We start from the raw sequence: 16,065 nt of genomic DNA, 5'->3' as shown, positions 1-16,065 counted from the left end.
GAGTAGAGTCCCGGAAGGCGCCGTTCGTCAAGGCGATCGTGAAGGACCGCGATCAGTCGACGAAGAGCATCAGGGAGAGCGCGGAAAGGCGCTCGGCATCGCTCCAAGAGGCGAACCCGTGGCCGACCTGGAGCTCGACCTCCTCCGGCTGCCAGCGCCCGTCACAACGCTTCTTCCCCACGTACACCTGCCCGCGGCGCCCGAGGTCGAGCTCACAACGATCGAGCACCACGTGCGCGCGCTCGTCGCTCATCGCGACCTCGACGTTCCTGCCGTAGACGAGCCCGCGCGCCGTGACCAAGCGCGGCTCGCGCTTGACCGTGAGCTCGAACGGGAGCGACGACGCGAGTCCGCTCACGCGATCGCCCTCGACGCGCATGTCGACGAGTCGCCCGTAGACGCGCCCGCGGAGCGCGTGATCGTCCGGATCGGTGTAGCGGCCGAGGTTCACGTCGAGCCCGAGCACGCCGCCCGGGTTCACCTGGCCGCCTATCACCTCGCGTCCTTGGCTGAAGACCGCGAAGCGATTGTAATCCCGGGGTTCGTCGTAAAGCTCCTCTTGCGAGGGGAAGTTCGGCGGAGCCGCACACCCCAGAGGAACCACGAGCGCGAAGAGAGAAAACAGCCACGTTCGCACGAGCACCTCCCTCGACGGAAAACCTGGAGCGAGTCTGCCACGGGATCGGGCCCTTGAAAACCCTCACGACGCATGAGCATCATGCGCGCCGATGAAGCTCCCGCGCACCTCCTCGCTCGCCGTCCTGCCCGTGCTCCTCGCCGCCTGCGCCGGCGCGCCTCCGGCCCCGCCCGAGGGAGGTGGCGACGCTCCCCCGCCCCCGCCCGCGAAGACGACGGAAACCGCCGAGGTCAAACCCGACGCGCCTGCGAAAAAGGCCGCGTTCCCCTACCCCGCGACACGGAAAATCGACGCGTCGGACACGTTCTTCGGCGTCAAGGTCGCCGATCCTTACCGGTGGCTCGAGGACGAACGTTCGCCCGAGGTGCAAGCGTGGGTGAAGGCGCAGGATGACCTCGCGCGCGCCGAGCTCGCGAAGATGCCGAAGCGCGAGGCGTTCGCCGAGAAGCTCCGCGCCCTCTCGTACCTCGAATACATGAGCCCGCCGATCCAGCGCGGGAAACGTTCGTTCTGGTCGCACAAGCCCGCGGACAAGGAGAAGAAGACGATCTACTGGCGCGAGGGCGAGAAGGGTGAGCAGAAGGTCTTGATCGACGTCGCCTCGCTCAGCGCCGATGGCTCGGCCTCGCTCGGCACGTGGGTCCCCTCGTACGACGGCAAATGGGTCGCGTACATCGTGCACCCGAACAACGCGGACGCGGGCCAGATGCGCCTGCGCGACGTGACGACGGGCAAGGACAGCGCGATCGACGTGATCGCCGGCGCCGAGTACGCCGTCCCGCTCTGGACCCCGAAGAGCGACGGTTTTTACTACGTGTCGGTCCCGGTCGATCCGAAGATCCCGGCCTCCGAGCTGCCCGGCTACTCCGAGGTGCGCTTCCATCAGCTCGGCAAGAAGGCGGACACGGACACGCTCGTGCTGCCGAAGAACGGCGATCCCGAGACCGAGCTCGACGCGCAGCTCTCACGGGACGGCCATTTCCTCGTGGTGAACGTCCTGCACGGCGGCAACGTGAACGGGATCAAGTTCCTCGACCTGCGCAAGAAGGGCGCGGCGTGGGTCGATCTCGTGAAGGGCTACGAGGGCTCGATGAGCGCCTTCGCCCACAAGGACGTGATTTACCTCCGCACCACGGAAGGCTCGCCGCGCGGCCGCGTGTACGCGATCGATCCGGCCAAACCGGCCCGCGATCAGTGGAAGGAGATCGTGCCCGAGCCTTCGGACGCGGTGCTCGAATCGGCGGAGATCGTCGGCGGGCACCTCGCGCTCACCTACCTGCGCAAGGCGTCGAGCGAGCTCGAGGTCTGGACGACGGCGGGCAAGAAGGTGCACGCGATCAAGATGCCGGGCATCGGCACGACGAGTGGTCTCTTCGGCGAGCCGGACGAGGATCGCGCCCACTACGTGTTCACATCGTTCACGTATCCGACGTCGATCTTCGAGGCGAGCGTGAAGACGGGCGAGAGCAAGCTCTGGTACGCGCTCAAGGCGCCGGTCGATCCGGCCCCGTACGCGATCGAGCAGGTCTTCTACCCGTCGAAGGACGGCACGCAGGTCTCGATGTTCGTCGTCCGCAAGAAGGACGCCCCGAAGAACGGGACGACGCCGTTCCTCCTGACGGGCTACGGCGGCTTCAACATCAGCAAGACGCCGGCGTTCTCGCCGATGTACTACACGTGGCTGGAGAATGGCGGCGGCCTTGCCGTGCCGAATCTGCGTGGCGGCGCGGAATACGGCGAGGAATGGCACCGCGGCGGGATGCTGACGAAGAAGCAGAACGTGTTCGACGATTTCATCGGCGCGGCAGAGTGGCTGGTGAAGGAGAAGCTGACGTCGACGGATCGGCTGGTCGCATACGGCGGCTCGAACGGAGGGCTGCTCGTGGGCGCTGTGGCGAACCAGCGGCCGGACCTGTTCAGCGCGGTGCTCTGCGCGGTGCCGGTGCTCGACATGATCCGATATCCGCTGTTCGGCGACGGAAAGACGTGGGTTGCCGAGTATGGCTCCCCCAAGGAGGAGGCGCTGTTCAAAGCGCTGTTCGCGTATTCGCCGTACCACAACGTGAAGCTCGGTACGAAGTACCCGGCATTCTTGATGCTATCGGCGGACGCGGATGATCGCGTGCACCCGCTGCACGCGTGGAAGACGACGGCGGCCTTGCAAGCGGCGCAGGCGGGGGATCAGCCGGTGCTGATGCGCGTGGAGAAGCACGCGGGGCATGGCGGCGCCGATATGGTGAAGAGCCGCGTGGAGCAAGGGGTCGACATGCTCGCGTTTGCGTTCGGGCACGTGGCGCACTGAGGGAGCGGCGGCGGCGTTGCGCTGGGGCTTTGCCCCAGACCCCACCGGGGCTGTCCGCCCCTGGACCCGGACCAGCGCAAGCGCTGGACTCGGGGTCGATGACCTGCGCGATGCGCAGGTCATCGAACGGGCCGAGGCAAGACCGGCGACGACCTTGCCAACCAAGACCGCCGTGACTGGCAACGCCGTTCCTGGTCTTGCCACGGGCCTGTGGGAAGAACTGCGCATCGCGCAGTTCTTCCCCAAATGGTCCAGGGCTTGCCCTGGTTCGGGTCGAGGGGCGAACAGCCCCCGCGGGGCCCGGGGCAGCGCCCCGGCGCGACGCCTCGCGATGAGACCCCTATCGAACGTTCGCTGCGAGCAAGTTCTCGGTCGCGCCGATGAGCTCGACGTCCGTCGGGACCGGACCGGCGCCGGTCGTGCCGTACCGACGCGAGAGGACGCGAGCAAACGCGTCTTCGCGTTCCGCGACTTCGACGATCACAGCATCGTACGGAAGGCCGTAGTTGCGCCGAAGCTCGGCGTTGTAGGTAAGGGCGTATCGAACCGCGTCGAGGGTGCGGACGAACACGCGCGCATGGTCGACGAGACGCTCGTACTCGCCTTCGAGCTCGAGGAACCGAACGAGCGCGATATCGGAAACACCGGGGGCCTCATACATCACGAACGGATACGTTTGCGCCGACGGATCGGAGGCCGCCATCGCGTGGTCGAGGGCGCGAGCAACCAGAAGCTCCAAGGGATGGTTTCTCTCGAGGGGAACGGGCTCCGTGGGCTCTCCACGCAACGCGCCCTTGAGCACCGTGCTCGGCTTGAACGAGAGGCGTCGCTTTCCCCCCTTCTTCTCGATGCGAAGTTCTCCGAGCCCGGACAACTTGACGACATTCCTGCTCGAGAGCGAGGCGACGAGATGCGCGTGAAGCTTGGGACATGAAACGGTCTGGCCTCCCCTCGTAGCCTCTTCCTCCTCGGCCGAGCGGGGCGCCGATGCATCGTCGACAGCATCGAGCGTGACCGCATCCATGAGTGCCTTCGACGGAACGAAGAGCGGATCGAGCCGCCGCGGTACGAACACGGGCCGGCCGCTGCTCGGCACCACAGAGATGTGCGGTGGAGCATCGACGCACACGAAGGAGCCGAAGCTCGTTTCCACCCGGCCCGACGGCCGCCGGAGCGACGCCGCGAGCGTTCCGCATAGCTCGTTCAGCTCCTGGGCGATGTCGTGGTTCACCATGGCCTCCCGGTCGGTCTCCATCGTAACTCATGTGCGGGTTCGCGAGGACGTGCCAGACGAGCCACTGCCAGAAACGTGACCCGTGTGACCGAGCGGTACTATCGTCGCCCGCCATGAATGTTCGAGGTACGTTGGCCGCGATCGCAGTGCTCGCCGCGGCAGTGGCCGGGACAGCAGCTTCCTCCGCTCTCGCCCAGAACGCCCACCCTCCCGCCCGCGCCAAGCAGCCGGTGATGGAGGTGATCCACCGGATCGAGCAGCGCGTACGGACCACACGTTACGTACACGTTACGCGTGTCGACGAGCGCGCGGGGCGCTACGAGTTCGACTGCTCTGGCATGGCCGCGTGGGTGCTCTCCCGAGCGGCACCTGCAGCCCACGCCGCCGTGATGCGGCACAACGGGCGTGGTCGCCCGGTTGCCCGCGACTACCATGATGTGATCACTGCCGCGCCGAAAAACCATTCGCGCGGCCCATGGCTGCGCGTGGCGCGTATGGCCGACGTCCGCCCCGGCGACATCATCGCGTGGCGTAAACCAGCCACCGTCATGTCGCAGAATACGGGGCATGTCGCCTTCGTGGTCGCACCGCCGCAGCGGCTCGACCGGGCCGGCCACCGCTACCTGGTCCGTATCGCCGACGCGACGTCGATTCCACACGGCGATGATACGCGCGCGGGGCGTAAGCTCTCCGGCTTCGGTTATGGCACCATGCTGCTGTACCTCGACGAGCCGCACGGCGAGCCCACCGGGTTCGGCTGGTTTGGCCTTCCAAAACGTGTCGATTTCCGCACACACGTCGCGATCGGCCGCGCTGTCTTGTAAACGGCAGCATCCGGGGGCGCCTCGCCGGGGCGCTGCCCCGGACCCCGCGGGGGCTGTCCGCCCCTCGACCCGGACCAGGCACGGCCTGGACCGAGGGTGGAAGAACTGCGCGATGCGCAGTTCTTCCAACGGGCCCGTTGGACCGCGTTGCCCATCGAAAGGGCAGCGCGGCTGTCTTGATGGGCAGGGTCGTCGCTGGTCTTGAATCGGCCTGTTCGATGAACTGCGCATCGCGCAGTTCATCGACCCCGGGTCCAGCGCTTGCGCTGGTCCGGGTCCAGGGGCGGATAGCCCCTGGTGGGGCCTGGGGCAACGCCCCAGCGAAACGGCTCCCAGACGAGACCAATGCTCAGCCCCGAAGCCGCCCCCGCGAGCGCGACGAGAGCGGTTGTCCCAGCGAGGACTCATCCGATCGGGTGAATGTGGGGCTCCGAGGACCCACACGCGGAGGGCTGGGGCGCGACATGCCCGGGAAATCCTGCTGATTCCGCGCCGAACGGGAGCGGGTACGCGCTTTGCTCACGGCGAGCCACGGCGCGCATTGGCGCCGCCAAACCCTCTCGTTCCACGGACCGATTGACCCGGCAACCCGTGCAAAAGCCCATTCAGCAGGGTTGCCCTTGCTCTGGAGCTCCATCGTCATGCTTGCTCGTATCCCTCGGCCACTGCTTCACGTCTCCGTGCTCGTGGCGTCGTTCGCCGCGCTGCTGCTCCCCTCGCGTACGGCCAGCGCCGCGACGAATATCGTGGGCGGTAACCTCGGCAATCAGACCTGGACCGTTGCCGGGAGTCCTTACATCGTGCTCGGGGACGTGACGGTCCAGAGCGGCGCCACCCTCACCATCCAGCCCGGGGTCGACGTGCAGTTCGCGGACACGGACGGCCAGGGTGCCGGGACCGACACGGACCGCGTGGAGCTGACGATCAAGGGGACGATCCACGCCGTCGGCACGGCCGCGAACCCCATCTCCTTCAAGGGCCAGACCGGCGCGTCCAAATCGGAATGGTACGGAATCGTCATCGATCCGGCGGCTACGGCGGCGTCGATCTCGAACGCCACCCTCCAGAATGCGATGTACGGGATCACGAGCAACAACGCCGGGGCGGTGCTCAGCGTGAGCCATACCAGCATCACCAAGTCCTACATGGGCATCGTGCTCCATGCTGGCACGGCCACGCTCGACACCCTCACCATCTCGCCCTCCAGTACGGGCGTGTTGCTCAATTACAACAATGTCGTCGGCCCCGGTGCCCCCGCCAGCGTGACGATCTCCAACTCGGTCATCCAGGGCGGGGCCGTGGGGGTCGACACGAACATGGTCACCAACGAGAGCGTGACGCTCTCGATCATCAACACGGTCATCCGCTCGAACAATACGCGCGGGGTGGGGCTGGTGAGCAGTTCCACGCCCCCGACGACGACCATCGTCAACTCGACCCTGCATGCCAACGGCTCGTACGGCATCGCCGTCAACGGCACGCAGACGGTGACGATCAAGAACTCGATCATCACCCAGCACACGGTGAACGGCATCCGCGCCACGGACACCAACTCCACCGTCAACGTCACGTACTCCAACGTGTGGGGCAACCCCACTCCCTATTATAACGCCGCTCCTGGCGCCGGCTGCATCTCGCAGAATCCGAACTACAAGAGCGCTCCCAGCGATCTGAGCCTGACGATGGGCAGCGTCTGCATCGACGCAGGCACCGCGACCGGCGCGCCGGCCACCGACATCGACGGCGCTGCACGCCCGCAGGACGGCGACGGGTTCAACGGCGCCCAGTTCGACATGGGGGCCTACGAGTATGTGCCCGCCAGCGTCTGCGGCGACGGCGTGGTGGGCGTGGGCGAGGTCTGCGACAGCGGCGCGCTGAATGGGACGTACGGAAACTGCAAGGCGGATTGTTCCGGTATCGGCCCGTCCTGCGGGGATGGGATCATGAACGGGCCGGAGGCGTGCGACGACGGGAACGAGATCAACACCGACGCGTGCCTCGACACGTGCGTCCATGCGACCTGCGGTGACGGCTTCGTCCATGCGGGCGTGGAAGCGTGCGACGACGGGAACGGTATCGCCGGCGATGGCTGCTCGGCTCAATGCGAGGTCGAGAACGCGGGCGCGGGCGGCAGCGGTGGCCAGGGCGGCGGCGGTGGCCAGGGCGGCAGCGGTGGCCAGGGCGGCGGCACGAGCAGCACCACGGCTGGCCCAGGCGGGGCCGGCGGCGGGAGCTCCGGCGGATCGAGCGATCAGCCGGACGGCTGCGGTTGCCGGGCGGCCGGTGGCTCTGGAGCGCCCTCGTCGGCGTGGCTGCTCGTCGCGGCAGCCGCCGCCGTCGCCCGGCGCCGGCGCGCCGGTGGCGAGCCCTCGGCACGCCGAGGATGACGCGTCACGCGTGACATCAAGGCACGCCCTTTTGCGACACGTTCGTGGAGGGCGCGCCCCCGTCGCGACGGCTTTTGACCCTCAAGCACGCCGTGCCGGATGGCTCGATGATCAGTAGGACCTCACGGGCGGCAGGGGGGCAGACCAGGGCGGAGAGCCCAGCGGACGCGGGACCAGAGGGCTAAGCGGCGGCGCGCTCTCATTGTAGAGATCGATCGCGCGGTGCTGCTCCCAGCGCGGGGCGCCGTCGAAGATGGTTTGCACCGTCAGCACCAAGAGGCCTATCCCCGCGTGCACGCCACCGACGACGGCCACCGGATCGTTTTGGGCGATAAGCCCTGGGAACATGACCACGCCGCCGGTCACGGTCATGGTCAAGCCAGCAATGAGCAGACCGCGGGCGATGGGTTTGTTTCGCTCATACTCCAGCGCGAGCTTGCGGGCCTCCGGGTGGTCACGCACCAGATCGGAGAGCGCGCTGGTCCGGTAGACCTTGCCGTCTTTGAGGTAACTCCCGTCAGCACGGAGCGAAAGGCGCGGCGTGTCAGGCGGCTGCGGTGTCGAAGGATAGGGCGAGAACGCGATCGGCTCGCATGCCGCCGAGGCCATGACCAGCGAGGCCGCGAGGAGGAAGCACAGTGAGCGATTGAAATCGATCTTCATATCTCTGCGTGCCGAGTGACGACGCGACGACGCGGATCCTGCGTGTCGTGCCCCCTTCAGCAAGGCGGGCGCCAAGCGAGAGAGCGCTCGAAACGCCGAAGATTCGCGCGAATTTGCGGGCGGCCTCCCGGACGATGGGGCTCCGGGCCCCCAAGCGCCGGAACGACACCGGGGCTCCGCGGGGACAGCATGAGAGCGGCGCGAATGGTTATCCGTCGTTGCGATCGCCCCTGCCGGGCGTGATCCCCAGCCGAGCCAGGATGCGATAAAGGTGCTTCCGCTCGAGCCCCGCGACCTTCGCCGCCTCGGTCATGTTGTCGCCGTACTTCGCCAAGAGGTTTCGCACGTAGGCCTTCTCGAACTGCTCGACGAGCTCGGCTTTGGCCTCGCTGAAGGGGCGATCGATCGGCGCCTCGGGCTCGAAGCGCTGGACGCTCCCGATCATCACGGGCATCTCGGCGAAGCACGCGCCCTTCGGCCCGAGCGCGACCGCGCGCGAGATTGCGTTTCTCAGCTCGCGCACGTTGCCAGGCCACGAGTAGCCTCGAAGGCGATCGAGGTTCTTTCCGGCAAGGGCGTCCACGCTCGGGACGCGAACCCCTTCACGCTCGAGGAAAGCGCGCGTGAGATCCGGGATATCGTCGAGCCGCTCGCGGAGCGCGGGCAGGTGCACCTCGACCACCGCGAGGCGGTAGTACACGTCTCCGCGGAAGGTACCTCGCGCGACCTCGGTGCGGAGATCATGATGGGTCGCGGCGATGATCCTCACGTCGTACGCCTGCTGGCGCGCGCCGCCCACGGGCTGCACCGTCCCCGTCTCCAGGAGGCGCAGCAATTTGGGCTGAAGGCGCAGCGGGAGATCGCCAATTTCGTCGAGGAACAGAGTGCCTCCGTGCGCCAGGGCGAACGCTCCGAGGCGATCGCGGTCGGCGCCGGTGAACGCGCCGCGCGTGTGTCCGAAGAGGTCGCTCTCGACCAGGTTCTCCGCCGCGGCGCCGCCGTCGAAGATGACGAAGGGCCCGTTCCGCCGCGGGCTCGCGTCGTGGACCGCGCGCGCCGCGACCTCCTTGCCCGTCCCGCTTTCGCCCAAAAGGAGCACCGACGCGTTCGAGGCGGCAGCGCGGTCGAGGAGCGCATAGATCCGGCGCATCGCGAGGCTCGACCCCACGAGGTTGCCGAAGGACGTGGCGGCGCTCGGAGGGATCTCGAGGACCTCTTCGTCCGGAAGGAGCTGGAGCAGCGTCGAGCCCACGCCCAGCACCGCACCCACCGGGAGGCGCGCCTTGGCGAGGAGCGCGCCGTCGTACGAGGTGCCGTTGGTGGACCCGAGGTCCGTCACTTCGAATCCACCTGCCGTCGGGCGAACGGAGCAGTGGCGTGAAGAGACGAGCGGATCGCTGAGCGTTACATCGCTCGCTTCGGAGGCGCCGATGACGAGGCCTGCGCGGGGCAGCTCGATCTCGAGGCCCGCCTCGGGACCATGGAGCACGCGGAGGCGGCTTCGCAGGGGCGCGGTCGGGCGCTCCATCTGGTTCGTCGTTCGGGTGAACATCGCCGCCTCAGGATGTCACGGAGTGCCAGCGCCGGCCCTCGCCCTCCGATGGGGCAAGGTGTTTCCGCCGGTATTCTTCGATCGCCGCACCAGACTGCGCAGCGTTCGCGGTGCACGCTACGATGAGCCCATCGTATGAGCGAGTCGCTCGGAGGTTTTACGATCGAGGGCGTGCTCGGCGAGGGCGGGAGCGCCATCGTCTACGCGGCGCGGCGGGACGGTCGCGATCTCGCGCTCAAGGTCATGAAGGGCGTGACCGACGAGCGTCAGTGCGCGCGGTTCCTCGCGGAGGCCGAGCTTCTCGCGCGGGTGAAGCACCCGAACGTCGTCGAGATCGTCGAGGCGGGGGCGTTGCCCGACGGCGCGGCGTTCCTGGCGATGCCCCGGCTCCGCGGCGAGACCCTCGCGGCGCGAATCGCGCGCGGCCGGCTCGAGCTCGGGGCGGCGATGGCGTGCTTCGAGGAGCTCGCCCGAGGCGTCGCCGCGGTCCACGACGCCGGCCTGATCCACAGGGATCTCAAGCCCGAGAACGTCTTCCTCCGCGAGGACGGATCACCGATCTTGCTCGACCTCGGCATCGGTCGCGAAGCCGAGGCGCAGCCGTCGACCACCACGGAGGAGGGCGTGGTGCGCGGGACGAAAGCGACGATGGCTCCCGAGCGCTTCTTCGGATCGCGGGCGACGATCGCGTCGGATGTCTACGAGCTCGCGCTGGTGCTCTACGCGATGCTGGTGGGGCGGCTGCCCTGGAGCGACGCGCCCGACGCGCAGGATCGACTCCACGCGAGGCCGCCGAGCGATCTCGAGCCGTCGATCCCCGCGGCCCTGTCCGACGCGATCATGCGGGCGCTGTCGACGCGCGTCGAGCGGAGGCCGTCGTCCGTGGGCGAGCTCGTCACGAGCCTGCAGACGGCGATCGCCGAGGCCGACGCCGTACCGCGCCGGACCGCGCGTGCGCCCGTGATCGAGACGACCCCTGCGAGCCCGGCGGACTTGGCCGAGGGGACGAAGGTCGCGCCGGCGCCGCCCCAGGATCGGCCGAGCGCGCGGCGCGATCTCGGTCGAGTGGTCCCGCGGCGGGCGATCCTCGCGGCGACGGCGACCGCCGTCTCATTCGCCGCGGTCGCGCTCGGGTGGGTGCGATCGCGCGGTGCGGAAGCTCCGGCGCTGGCCGCGTCGGGGTTGGGGGCGCTCGCGGCCGCGCCCTCGCCGTCGCTCATCGTGCCGTCGTCATCGCTCGTGATCGGCGACCCCTCCGCCGCGCCGGTGCCGACCGGGAGCGACGACGACGCAATCGGCGCCGCGAGCGCCTCGGTTCCGACACAGGGGAATGCCCCGCGCTCCCAGCCCGCGAAGCCGCTCGCCTGGTGCAAGAAGATCATCGACCTCGACTGCGATCCCAAGCTCGGATCGTGGGCGCGCGCGAAGTGCTCGCGTGACAAATCGGATGTCGCCCGCTTCGAGAAGCTTCCGCCCGGCGCGTGGCCGGCGATCGACGCCGAGTGCGCGAAGGCGTACGCAAAGCAAAAGGCGTATGTGGAGGAGCAAAAGGCGAAGCAGGCGGGAGTACCCGTAATCACCGATGCCAATGATTCGAAAACCGTAATCGCCGGCCGCAACATGCCGATCTGGGTCCGCAACATGCCGAGCTGCCGCGCCCTCCTCAGCCTCGCCTGCGATTCATCGCTGCCCTCCGCCACGTCGATTTGCCAGAAGACGCGTGCCTGGGTCACTTCGATCGAAAACATGGAAGCGGTCGAAGCGCGCTGCCGTGACGCGCTCCCCACGACGCGCGCGCTGATCGAGCACGACATGAAGGCGCGCGACGCGGAGGCGGACGCGGGGCAGTGAGGCGCTGCGCTGGGGCTTTGCCCCAGGCCCCACCGGGGCTATCCGCCCCTGGACCCGGACCAGCGCAAGCGCTGGACCCGGGGTCGATGAACTGCGCGATGCGCAGTTCATCGAACAGGCCAGGTCAAGACCAACGACGAACCTGCCCATCAAGACCGCGGCGCTGACGATTCAACTGGCAACGTGCCCGTCGCCGGCGTGAAACGCACCTTCCTGGTCTTGCCACCGGCCTGTTGGAAGAACTGCGCGATGCGCAGTTCTTCCACGAACGGTCCAGCGCTTGCGCTGGTCCGGGTCCAGGGGCGGATAGCCCCTGGTGGGGCCTGGGGCAACGCCCCAGCGCGGCGGTTCAGGCGGGACTCGGGGCTTTGGGCTCCGTGCTGGTCTCGGCGTTCGTCTCGGGGCGGGCTTGCTTGTTCTTGCGCCGCGTCTCGGCGGCCTTTTTCGCGTACTGGGCGCGGTACGCCAGGGTCTTGTTGAAGGCGGCCTGCACGGACGGGTCGCCGTGCTGAATGGTGGCGTCGAGGAATCCGCCGATGCGGCTAATGTCGGACTCACGCGCGTCCTCGTAGTAGATTTCGCTCTCCTCGAGGATCTCCGCGAGCTTGAGGACATCCTTCTTGAGCGCTCGGATCTCGTCGAGCGTGGCGGTCTTGTCGACAATGTTCTGTAACATGCCGGGGTGAACGCCGAGGGTCTCGCCGTACTGCGGGAGGGCCTTCGAAAGTTCGTCGAAGACCTCCGGAAAACCGGGCTTCTGGCGCCGCGCGCCCGAAAGCGTGCCATTGGCGGCGTCCACGAGCTTCGGACGAATGCTGGTCACGTCGATGATGCTGGGGCCCATATAGGGAGCAATCTTGTCGTTCACGAAAACCTCCATGCCCGCACCCTCATGGAAGGAGCGGGAGTCTTGGGGTGAGGGCCGCAAGATAAGCAGGGGCCGAATGCTGTCATCGGCGGAATCTTGCTCTGTGGGCGGCCGCGCGGAGTGTGAGCACGCGCGAGGGGGGTGCACGTCCTCGCGAACAGAGAGGGTGAATAGGCGCGGGGGGTCGCTCGTGCTCGCGCGCGATGAGCATGAGCACGCCCGGGGGAGCGCACGTTCTCGCGCGCGAGGAGCGTGAGCACGCCCGGGGAGGCGCTCGTCTTCGTGCGCGAGGAGCGTGAGCACGCCCGGGGAGGCGCTCGTCTTCGTGCGCGAGGAGCGTGAGCACGCCCGGGGAGGCGCTCGTCTTCGTGCGCGATGAGCGTGAGCACGCCCGGGGAGGCGCTCGTGCTCGTGCCCGGAGTAGGGAGAGGACGACCGGGGGAGCGCACGTGCTCACGCGCGACGAGCGAAAGCACGCCCAGGGGGGCGCACGTCCTCGTGGACGGAGCAGGGTGAGGATGCGCGAGGGGAAGGGCTACGACGCGGTTTGCAGAGGCGTGGACGCGGTGGCGGGATGGAACCCATCCTTGCCAGCCGCGCTCGTGCCACGTCCGACCCCGTGGCCGCCCTTCGGGGTATCCCCGGAGCCGACTCCCGCGGGACAACTTCTTGCCGTACTCGTGCAAGGCGAGGTCAAAACCCCGTGGTCAAGCAACTCCTCGAAACGAAGTCGGTCGGCGTAGAGGAACTTCTCGTTCATCCCTTTTTCTTTGGATAACCGACGGAAGACGCCCCGTAGCAAGCTCGGCGTGAAAGCCCGTCATAGGCGGACGAAATCAAGGGATTGACTCAGCGCGCTTCGGGACAACGTATTCATTGTCGACACTTCATCGCCAGCCGCCGGAGAGTGCGCATGGTAGGCCGCGAGGTCGTGCGAATTCATGTCGGGTAGGGAGGTGGTTCATGATCAAGAGCATGATCGTGGGTCTGTTCGCCCTGGGAGCAGTCTGCGTCGCTTCTCACGCCGACGCGTGCGCAATGTTCTTCGAAAACGGCAACTATGGGGGAAGGATTGTTCCCATCAGCGCAGAAAGGTTCAGGGTCCCGTGGATCGGGAACGAATGGAACGATACCATCTCCTCTATACGGGTTGCCCCTCTTTGCACGGTTACGGTGTACGAAGACGTCAACTTCACGGGCGAGTCGTTGATGGTCTCGGCCGATACACCGTGGCTCGGAGACTGGAACGACAGGATCAGCTCGTACATCTGCACGTGCTGGCCGTAATGTGCCCCAATGCGGACAAAATCAAGGGATTGACTCAGCGCGCTTCGGGACAACGTATTCATTGTCGACACTTCATCGCCAGCCGCCGGAGAGTGCGCATGGTAGGCCGCGAGGTCGTGCGAATTCATGTCGGGTAGGGAGGTGGTTCATGATCAAGAGCATGATGGTGGGTCTGTTCGCCCTGGGAGCAGTCTGCATCGCTTCTCACGCCGACGCGTGCGCAATGTTCTTCGAAGACCACTTCTTTGTGGGAAGGAGTCATTACGTCAACGCAGAAATAGGGGTCCCGTGGCTCGGCGAATGGAACGATATCATCTCCTCTATACAGGTTGAGCAGCTTTGCAAGGTTACGGTGTACGAAGACGTCAACTTCGGGGGCGCGTCGTGGACAGCCTCGGGCGCTGTAGACTGGGTCGGAGACTTCTGGAACGACCGGATCAGCTCGTACATCTGCACGTGCAGGTAATGTGCCCCAATGCTTGCGCCTTGCGCGACGGGAGACGAGCGTGAGCACGCCCGGGGGGCGCACGTACTCGCGCGCGACGAGCGAAAGCATGCCCAGGGGGGCGCACGTACTCGTGGACGGAGCAGGGTGAGGATGCGCGAGGGGAAGGGCTACGACGCGGTTTGCAGAGGCGTGGACGCGGTGGCGGGACGGAACCCATCCTTGCCAGCCGCGCTCGTGCCACTTCCGACCCCGTGGCCGCCCTTCGGGGTATCCCCGGAGCCGACTCCCGCGGGACAACTTCTTGCCGTACTCGTGCAAGGCGAGGTCAAAACCCGTGGTCAAGCAACTCCTCGAAACGAAGTCGGTCGGCGTAGAGGAACTCCTCGTTCATTCCTTTTTCTTTGGATAACCGACTGAAGACGCCCCGTAGCAAGCTCGGCGTGAAAGCCCGTCATAGGCGGACGAAATCAAGGGATTGACTCAGCGCGCTTCGGGACAACGTATTCATTGTCGACACTTCATCGCCAGCCGCCCGAGAGTGCGCATGGTAGGCCGCGAGGTCGTGCGAATTCATGTCGGGTAGGGAGGTGGTTCATGATCAAGAGCATGATCGTGGGTCTGTTCGCCCTGGGAGCAGTCTGCGTCGCTTCTCACGCCGACGCGTGCGCAGTGTTCTTCGAAAAACCCAACTATGAGGGAAGGAGTTATTCCGCCGACGCAGGATCATCCGTCCCGCGGATCGGGAACGGATGGAACGATACCATCTCCTCTATAAAGGTTGCGTCTCATTGCACGGTTGCGGTGTACGAAGACCCCAACTTCGGGGGCGAGCCGTTGACACTCTCGGACGATGCATCAACGCTCGGAATCTGGGACGACAAGATCAGCTCGTTCTACTGCGCGTGCTGGTATTAATGTGCCCCAATGCTTGCGCCTTGCGCGACGGGAGGCGTCGTATGCCGAAAAGCCTGATGGTCGGTCTGCTCGTCCTCGGAGCCGTCTGCGTTGCTTCTCGCGCAGGGGCTTGTGTCACGTTCTACGAGCATGCCAACTACGCTGGCAGGTCGCATCACGCGCCCGCGGGGCGGAACGCATGGTTTACGCCGGGGATGGGGGATTGGGTCTCGTCCATGGTCCTCGATCCAGGGTGCGCGGTGACGGTCTACGAACACGGCAATTTCGCGGGGTGACTCCTGGGTCGCCTCGGGCGCTGTACCCTGGGTCGGAGACTTCTGGAACCACCGGATCAGCTCGTACATCTGCACGTGTGAGTGACGACGCCCTCCCGGATCACCGCTCGTGATACTGCGGATCGCGACGCAGCCTGCCCGGCGTTCCGGACCTCGTGACGACATGCGCGGGCGGCACATGGTCGAGCCCGCCCTGACGGCACGCCCATTGCTCGGAGTCCCCGCCGCCGCGGACGACCATAGCCGTGTCGATGGCGGTCGCCTTCGTGTCATCCTGTCCTTCGAAGAAGCGGTGGATGATGCGAGGCCCGGCGCTGGTGAGGCCGACGAGGTCGAAGCCCACCATCACGAATATCCCGACGTCGTCGCCGAGCGATCCCGCGTCGCACGCGTGGCCGCGCTCCCAGTCGGGAGAGCTCGTCCTCGCGAGGTCCGCGAGGCAGGCATGTGGCCCCGTCGGCGGGAGGCTCGTGGGCGGAGCGCTGCCGGGATCGAGTGATGTGCGCGCTCCGCACGCGGTGAGCAGGAGGAAGAGCAGGAGCGAGGTACGTCTCACGCAGAGAGCTTATCAGGTCGCGAGCAGGGCTCGCGTCCACGCGAACGCGGAGGGCCAGGTCGCAAGCGGCGGCTCGCGTCCACGCGAACACGGAAGGCTAGGTCGCGAGCGGCGGCTCTCCTCCACGGGTGGTGCCCTAACTAACAATCCCCCGGCAAAGCCGGGGGGTTTCGATGTGTGAGCCGCTAAAAGCGGCTGATTTACGGGCCGCTCGCGAGCGGCCTTCGGAGCCACCTTAAGGTGGCGCTCGATCCTACAGGAGGCGG

The 16,065-nt window shown here is 66.9% G+C and carries 14 protein-coding genes; 8 read left to right on the top strand and 6 right to left on the bottom strand.

Annotation, left to right across the window (positions count from 1 at the left end):
- Positions 1-52 precede the first annotated feature (52 nt).
- Entirely contained in the window at positions 53-637 is a 585-nt protein-coding gene (locus KEG57_RS51930) for a hypothetical protein (protein WP_272428653.1), read from the bottom strand.
- A 91-nt stretch (positions 638-728) separates the two neighbouring features.
- On the opposite strand from KEG57_RS51930, the gene KEG57_RS51925 reads away from it, so the two are divergent.
- Positions 729-2,939, top strand: a complete 2,211-nt coding sequence (locus tag KEG57_RS51925) for a prolyl oligopeptidase family serine peptidase (RefSeq protein WP_272459978.1) — start codon at positions 729-731, stop codon at positions 2,937-2,939.
- Positions 2,940-3,279: 340 nt separating this feature from the next.
- Here KEG57_RS51925 and KEG57_RS51920 read toward each other — a convergent pair whose 3' ends face one another.
- Complete coding sequence (locus KEG57_RS51920; RefSeq protein WP_272428651.1) at positions 3,280-4,194, bottom strand: HU family DNA-binding protein; 915 nt, start codon at positions 4,192-4,194, stop codon at positions 3,280-3,282.
- 92 nt (positions 4,195-4,286) lie between these two features.
- Here KEG57_RS51920 and KEG57_RS51915 point away from each other — a divergent pair, with 92 nt between their 5' ends.
- Positions 4,287-4,997, top strand: a complete 711-nt coding sequence (locus tag KEG57_RS51915; protein ID WP_272428649.1) for a hypothetical protein — start codon at positions 4,287-4,289, stop codon at positions 4,995-4,997.
- A 641-nt stretch (positions 4,998-5,638) separates the two neighbouring features.
- Positions 5,639-7,384 (top strand): DUF4215 domain-containing protein, encoded by a 1,746-nt coding sequence (locus KEG57_RS51910; protein WP_272429118.1) that lies wholly within the window; start codon positions 5,639-5,641, stop codon positions 7,382-7,384.
- 111 nt (positions 7,385-7,495) lie between these two features.
- On the opposite strand, the gene KEG57_RS51905 is transcribed toward KEG57_RS51910, so the two are convergent.
- Together KEG57_RS51905 and KEG57_RS51900 are read right to left on the bottom strand one after the other, a co-directional pair.
- The gene (locus KEG57_RS51905; protein WP_272429119.1) at positions 7,496-8,047 is read right to left on the bottom strand and encodes a hypothetical protein; all 552 of its coding nucleotides are present in this window, start codon (positions 8,045-8,047) and stop codon (positions 7,496-7,498) included.
- A gap of 208 nt (positions 8,048-8,255) precedes the next feature.
- On the bottom strand, positions 8,256-9,599 hold the full coding sequence (locus tag KEG57_RS51900; protein WP_272429121.1) for a sigma 54-interacting transcriptional regulator: 1,344 nt from the start codon (positions 9,597-9,599) through the stop codon (positions 8,256-8,258).
- Positions 9,600-9,734: 135 nt separating this feature from the next.
- On the opposite strand from KEG57_RS51900, the gene KEG57_RS51895 reads away from it, so the two are divergent.
- Positions 9,735-11,450 (top strand): serine/threonine-protein kinase, encoded by a 1,716-nt coding sequence (locus KEG57_RS51895; RefSeq protein ID WP_272429123.1) that lies wholly within the window; start codon positions 9,735-9,737, stop codon positions 11,448-11,450.
- A 349-nt stretch (positions 11,451-11,799) separates the two neighbouring features.
- Here KEG57_RS51895 and KEG57_RS51890 read toward each other — a convergent pair whose 3' ends face one another.
- The gene (locus KEG57_RS51890; RefSeq protein ID WP_272429124.1) at positions 11,800-12,318 is read right to left on the bottom strand and encodes a hypothetical protein; all 519 of its coding nucleotides are present in this window, start codon (positions 12,316-12,318) and stop codon (positions 11,800-11,802) included.
- 963 nt (positions 12,319-13,281) lie between these two features.
- Here KEG57_RS51890 and KEG57_RS51885 point away from each other — a divergent pair.
- The 4 genes from KEG57_RS51885 (at position 13,282) to KEG57_RS51870 (ending at position 15,243) form a co-directional block, all read left to right on the top strand.
- Complete coding sequence (locus KEG57_RS51885) at positions 13,282-13,605, top strand: peptidase inhibitor family I36 protein (RefSeq protein ID WP_272429125.1); 324 nt, start codon at positions 13,282-13,284, stop codon at positions 13,603-13,605.
- Positions 13,606-13,753: 148 nt separating this feature from the next.
- On the top strand, positions 13,754-14,071 hold the full coding sequence (locus tag KEG57_RS51880) for a peptidase inhibitor family I36 protein (RefSeq protein WP_272429127.1): 318 nt from the start codon (positions 13,754-13,756) through the stop codon (positions 14,069-14,071).
- A gap of 576 nt (positions 14,072-14,647) precedes the next feature.
- Complete coding sequence (locus KEG57_RS51875; protein ID WP_272429128.1) at positions 14,648-14,968, top strand: peptidase inhibitor family I36 protein; 321 nt, start codon at positions 14,648-14,650, stop codon at positions 14,966-14,968.
- Positions 14,969-15,009: 41 nt separating this feature from the next.
- Positions 15,010-15,243 (top strand): beta/gamma crystallin family protein, encoded by a 234-nt coding sequence (locus KEG57_RS51870; RefSeq protein WP_272459977.1) that lies wholly within the window; start codon positions 15,010-15,012, stop codon positions 15,241-15,243.
- A gap of 100 nt (positions 15,244-15,343) precedes the next feature.
- Here KEG57_RS51870 and KEG57_RS51865 read toward each other — a convergent pair whose 3' ends face one another.
- Positions 15,344-15,799 carry a hypothetical protein gene (locus tag KEG57_RS51865; RefSeq protein ID WP_272429130.1) on the bottom strand — a complete coding sequence of 152 codons (456 nt, stop codon included), beginning with the start codon at positions 15,797-15,799 and terminating at the stop codon, positions 15,344-15,346.
- Positions 15,800-16,065: the final 266 nt, after the last annotated feature.

This window comes from Polyangium jinanense, from assembly GCF_028435365.1.
This window is presented reverse-complemented; position numbering and strand designations above follow the sequence as displayed.

Coding starts and splice junctions, on each gene's coding strand:
- KEG57_RS51925 (WP_272459978.1), top strand. CDS start 729: ATGAAGCTCCCGCGCACCTCCTCGCTCGCCGTCCTGCCCGTGCTCCTC.
- KEG57_RS51920 (WP_272428651.1), bottom strand. CDS start 4,194: ATGGAGACCGACCGGGAGGCCATGGTGAACCACGACATCGCCCAGGAG.
- KEG57_RS51915 (WP_272428649.1), top strand. CDS start 4,287: ATGAATGTTCGAGGTACGTTGGCCGCGATCGCAGTGCTCGCCGCGGCA.
- KEG57_RS51910 (WP_272429118.1), top strand. CDS start 5,639: ATGCTTGCTCGTATCCCTCGGCCACTGCTTCACGTCTCCGTGCTCGTG.
- KEG57_RS51905 (WP_272429119.1), bottom strand. CDS start 8,047: ATGAAGATCGATTTCAATCGCTCACTGTGCTTCCTCCTCGCGGCCTCG.
- KEG57_RS51900 (WP_272429121.1), bottom strand. CDS start 9,599: ATGTTCACCCGAACGACGAACCAGATGGAGCGCCCGACCGCGCCCCTG.
- KEG57_RS51895 (WP_272429123.1), top strand. CDS start 9,735: ATGAGCGAGTCGCTCGGAGGTTTTACGATCGAGGGCGTGCTCGGCGAG.
- KEG57_RS51885 (WP_272429125.1), top strand. CDS start 13,282: ATGATCAAGAGCATGATCGTGGGTCTGTTCGCCCTGGGAGCAGTCTGC.
- KEG57_RS51880 (WP_272429127.1), top strand. CDS start 13,754: ATGATCAAGAGCATGATGGTGGGTCTGTTCGCCCTGGGAGCAGTCTGC.
- KEG57_RS51875 (WP_272429128.1), top strand. CDS start 14,648: ATGATCAAGAGCATGATCGTGGGTCTGTTCGCCCTGGGAGCAGTCTGC.
- KEG57_RS51870 (WP_272459977.1), top strand. CDS start 15,010: ATGCCGAAAAGCCTGATGGTCGGTCTGCTCGTCCTCGGAGCCGTCTGC.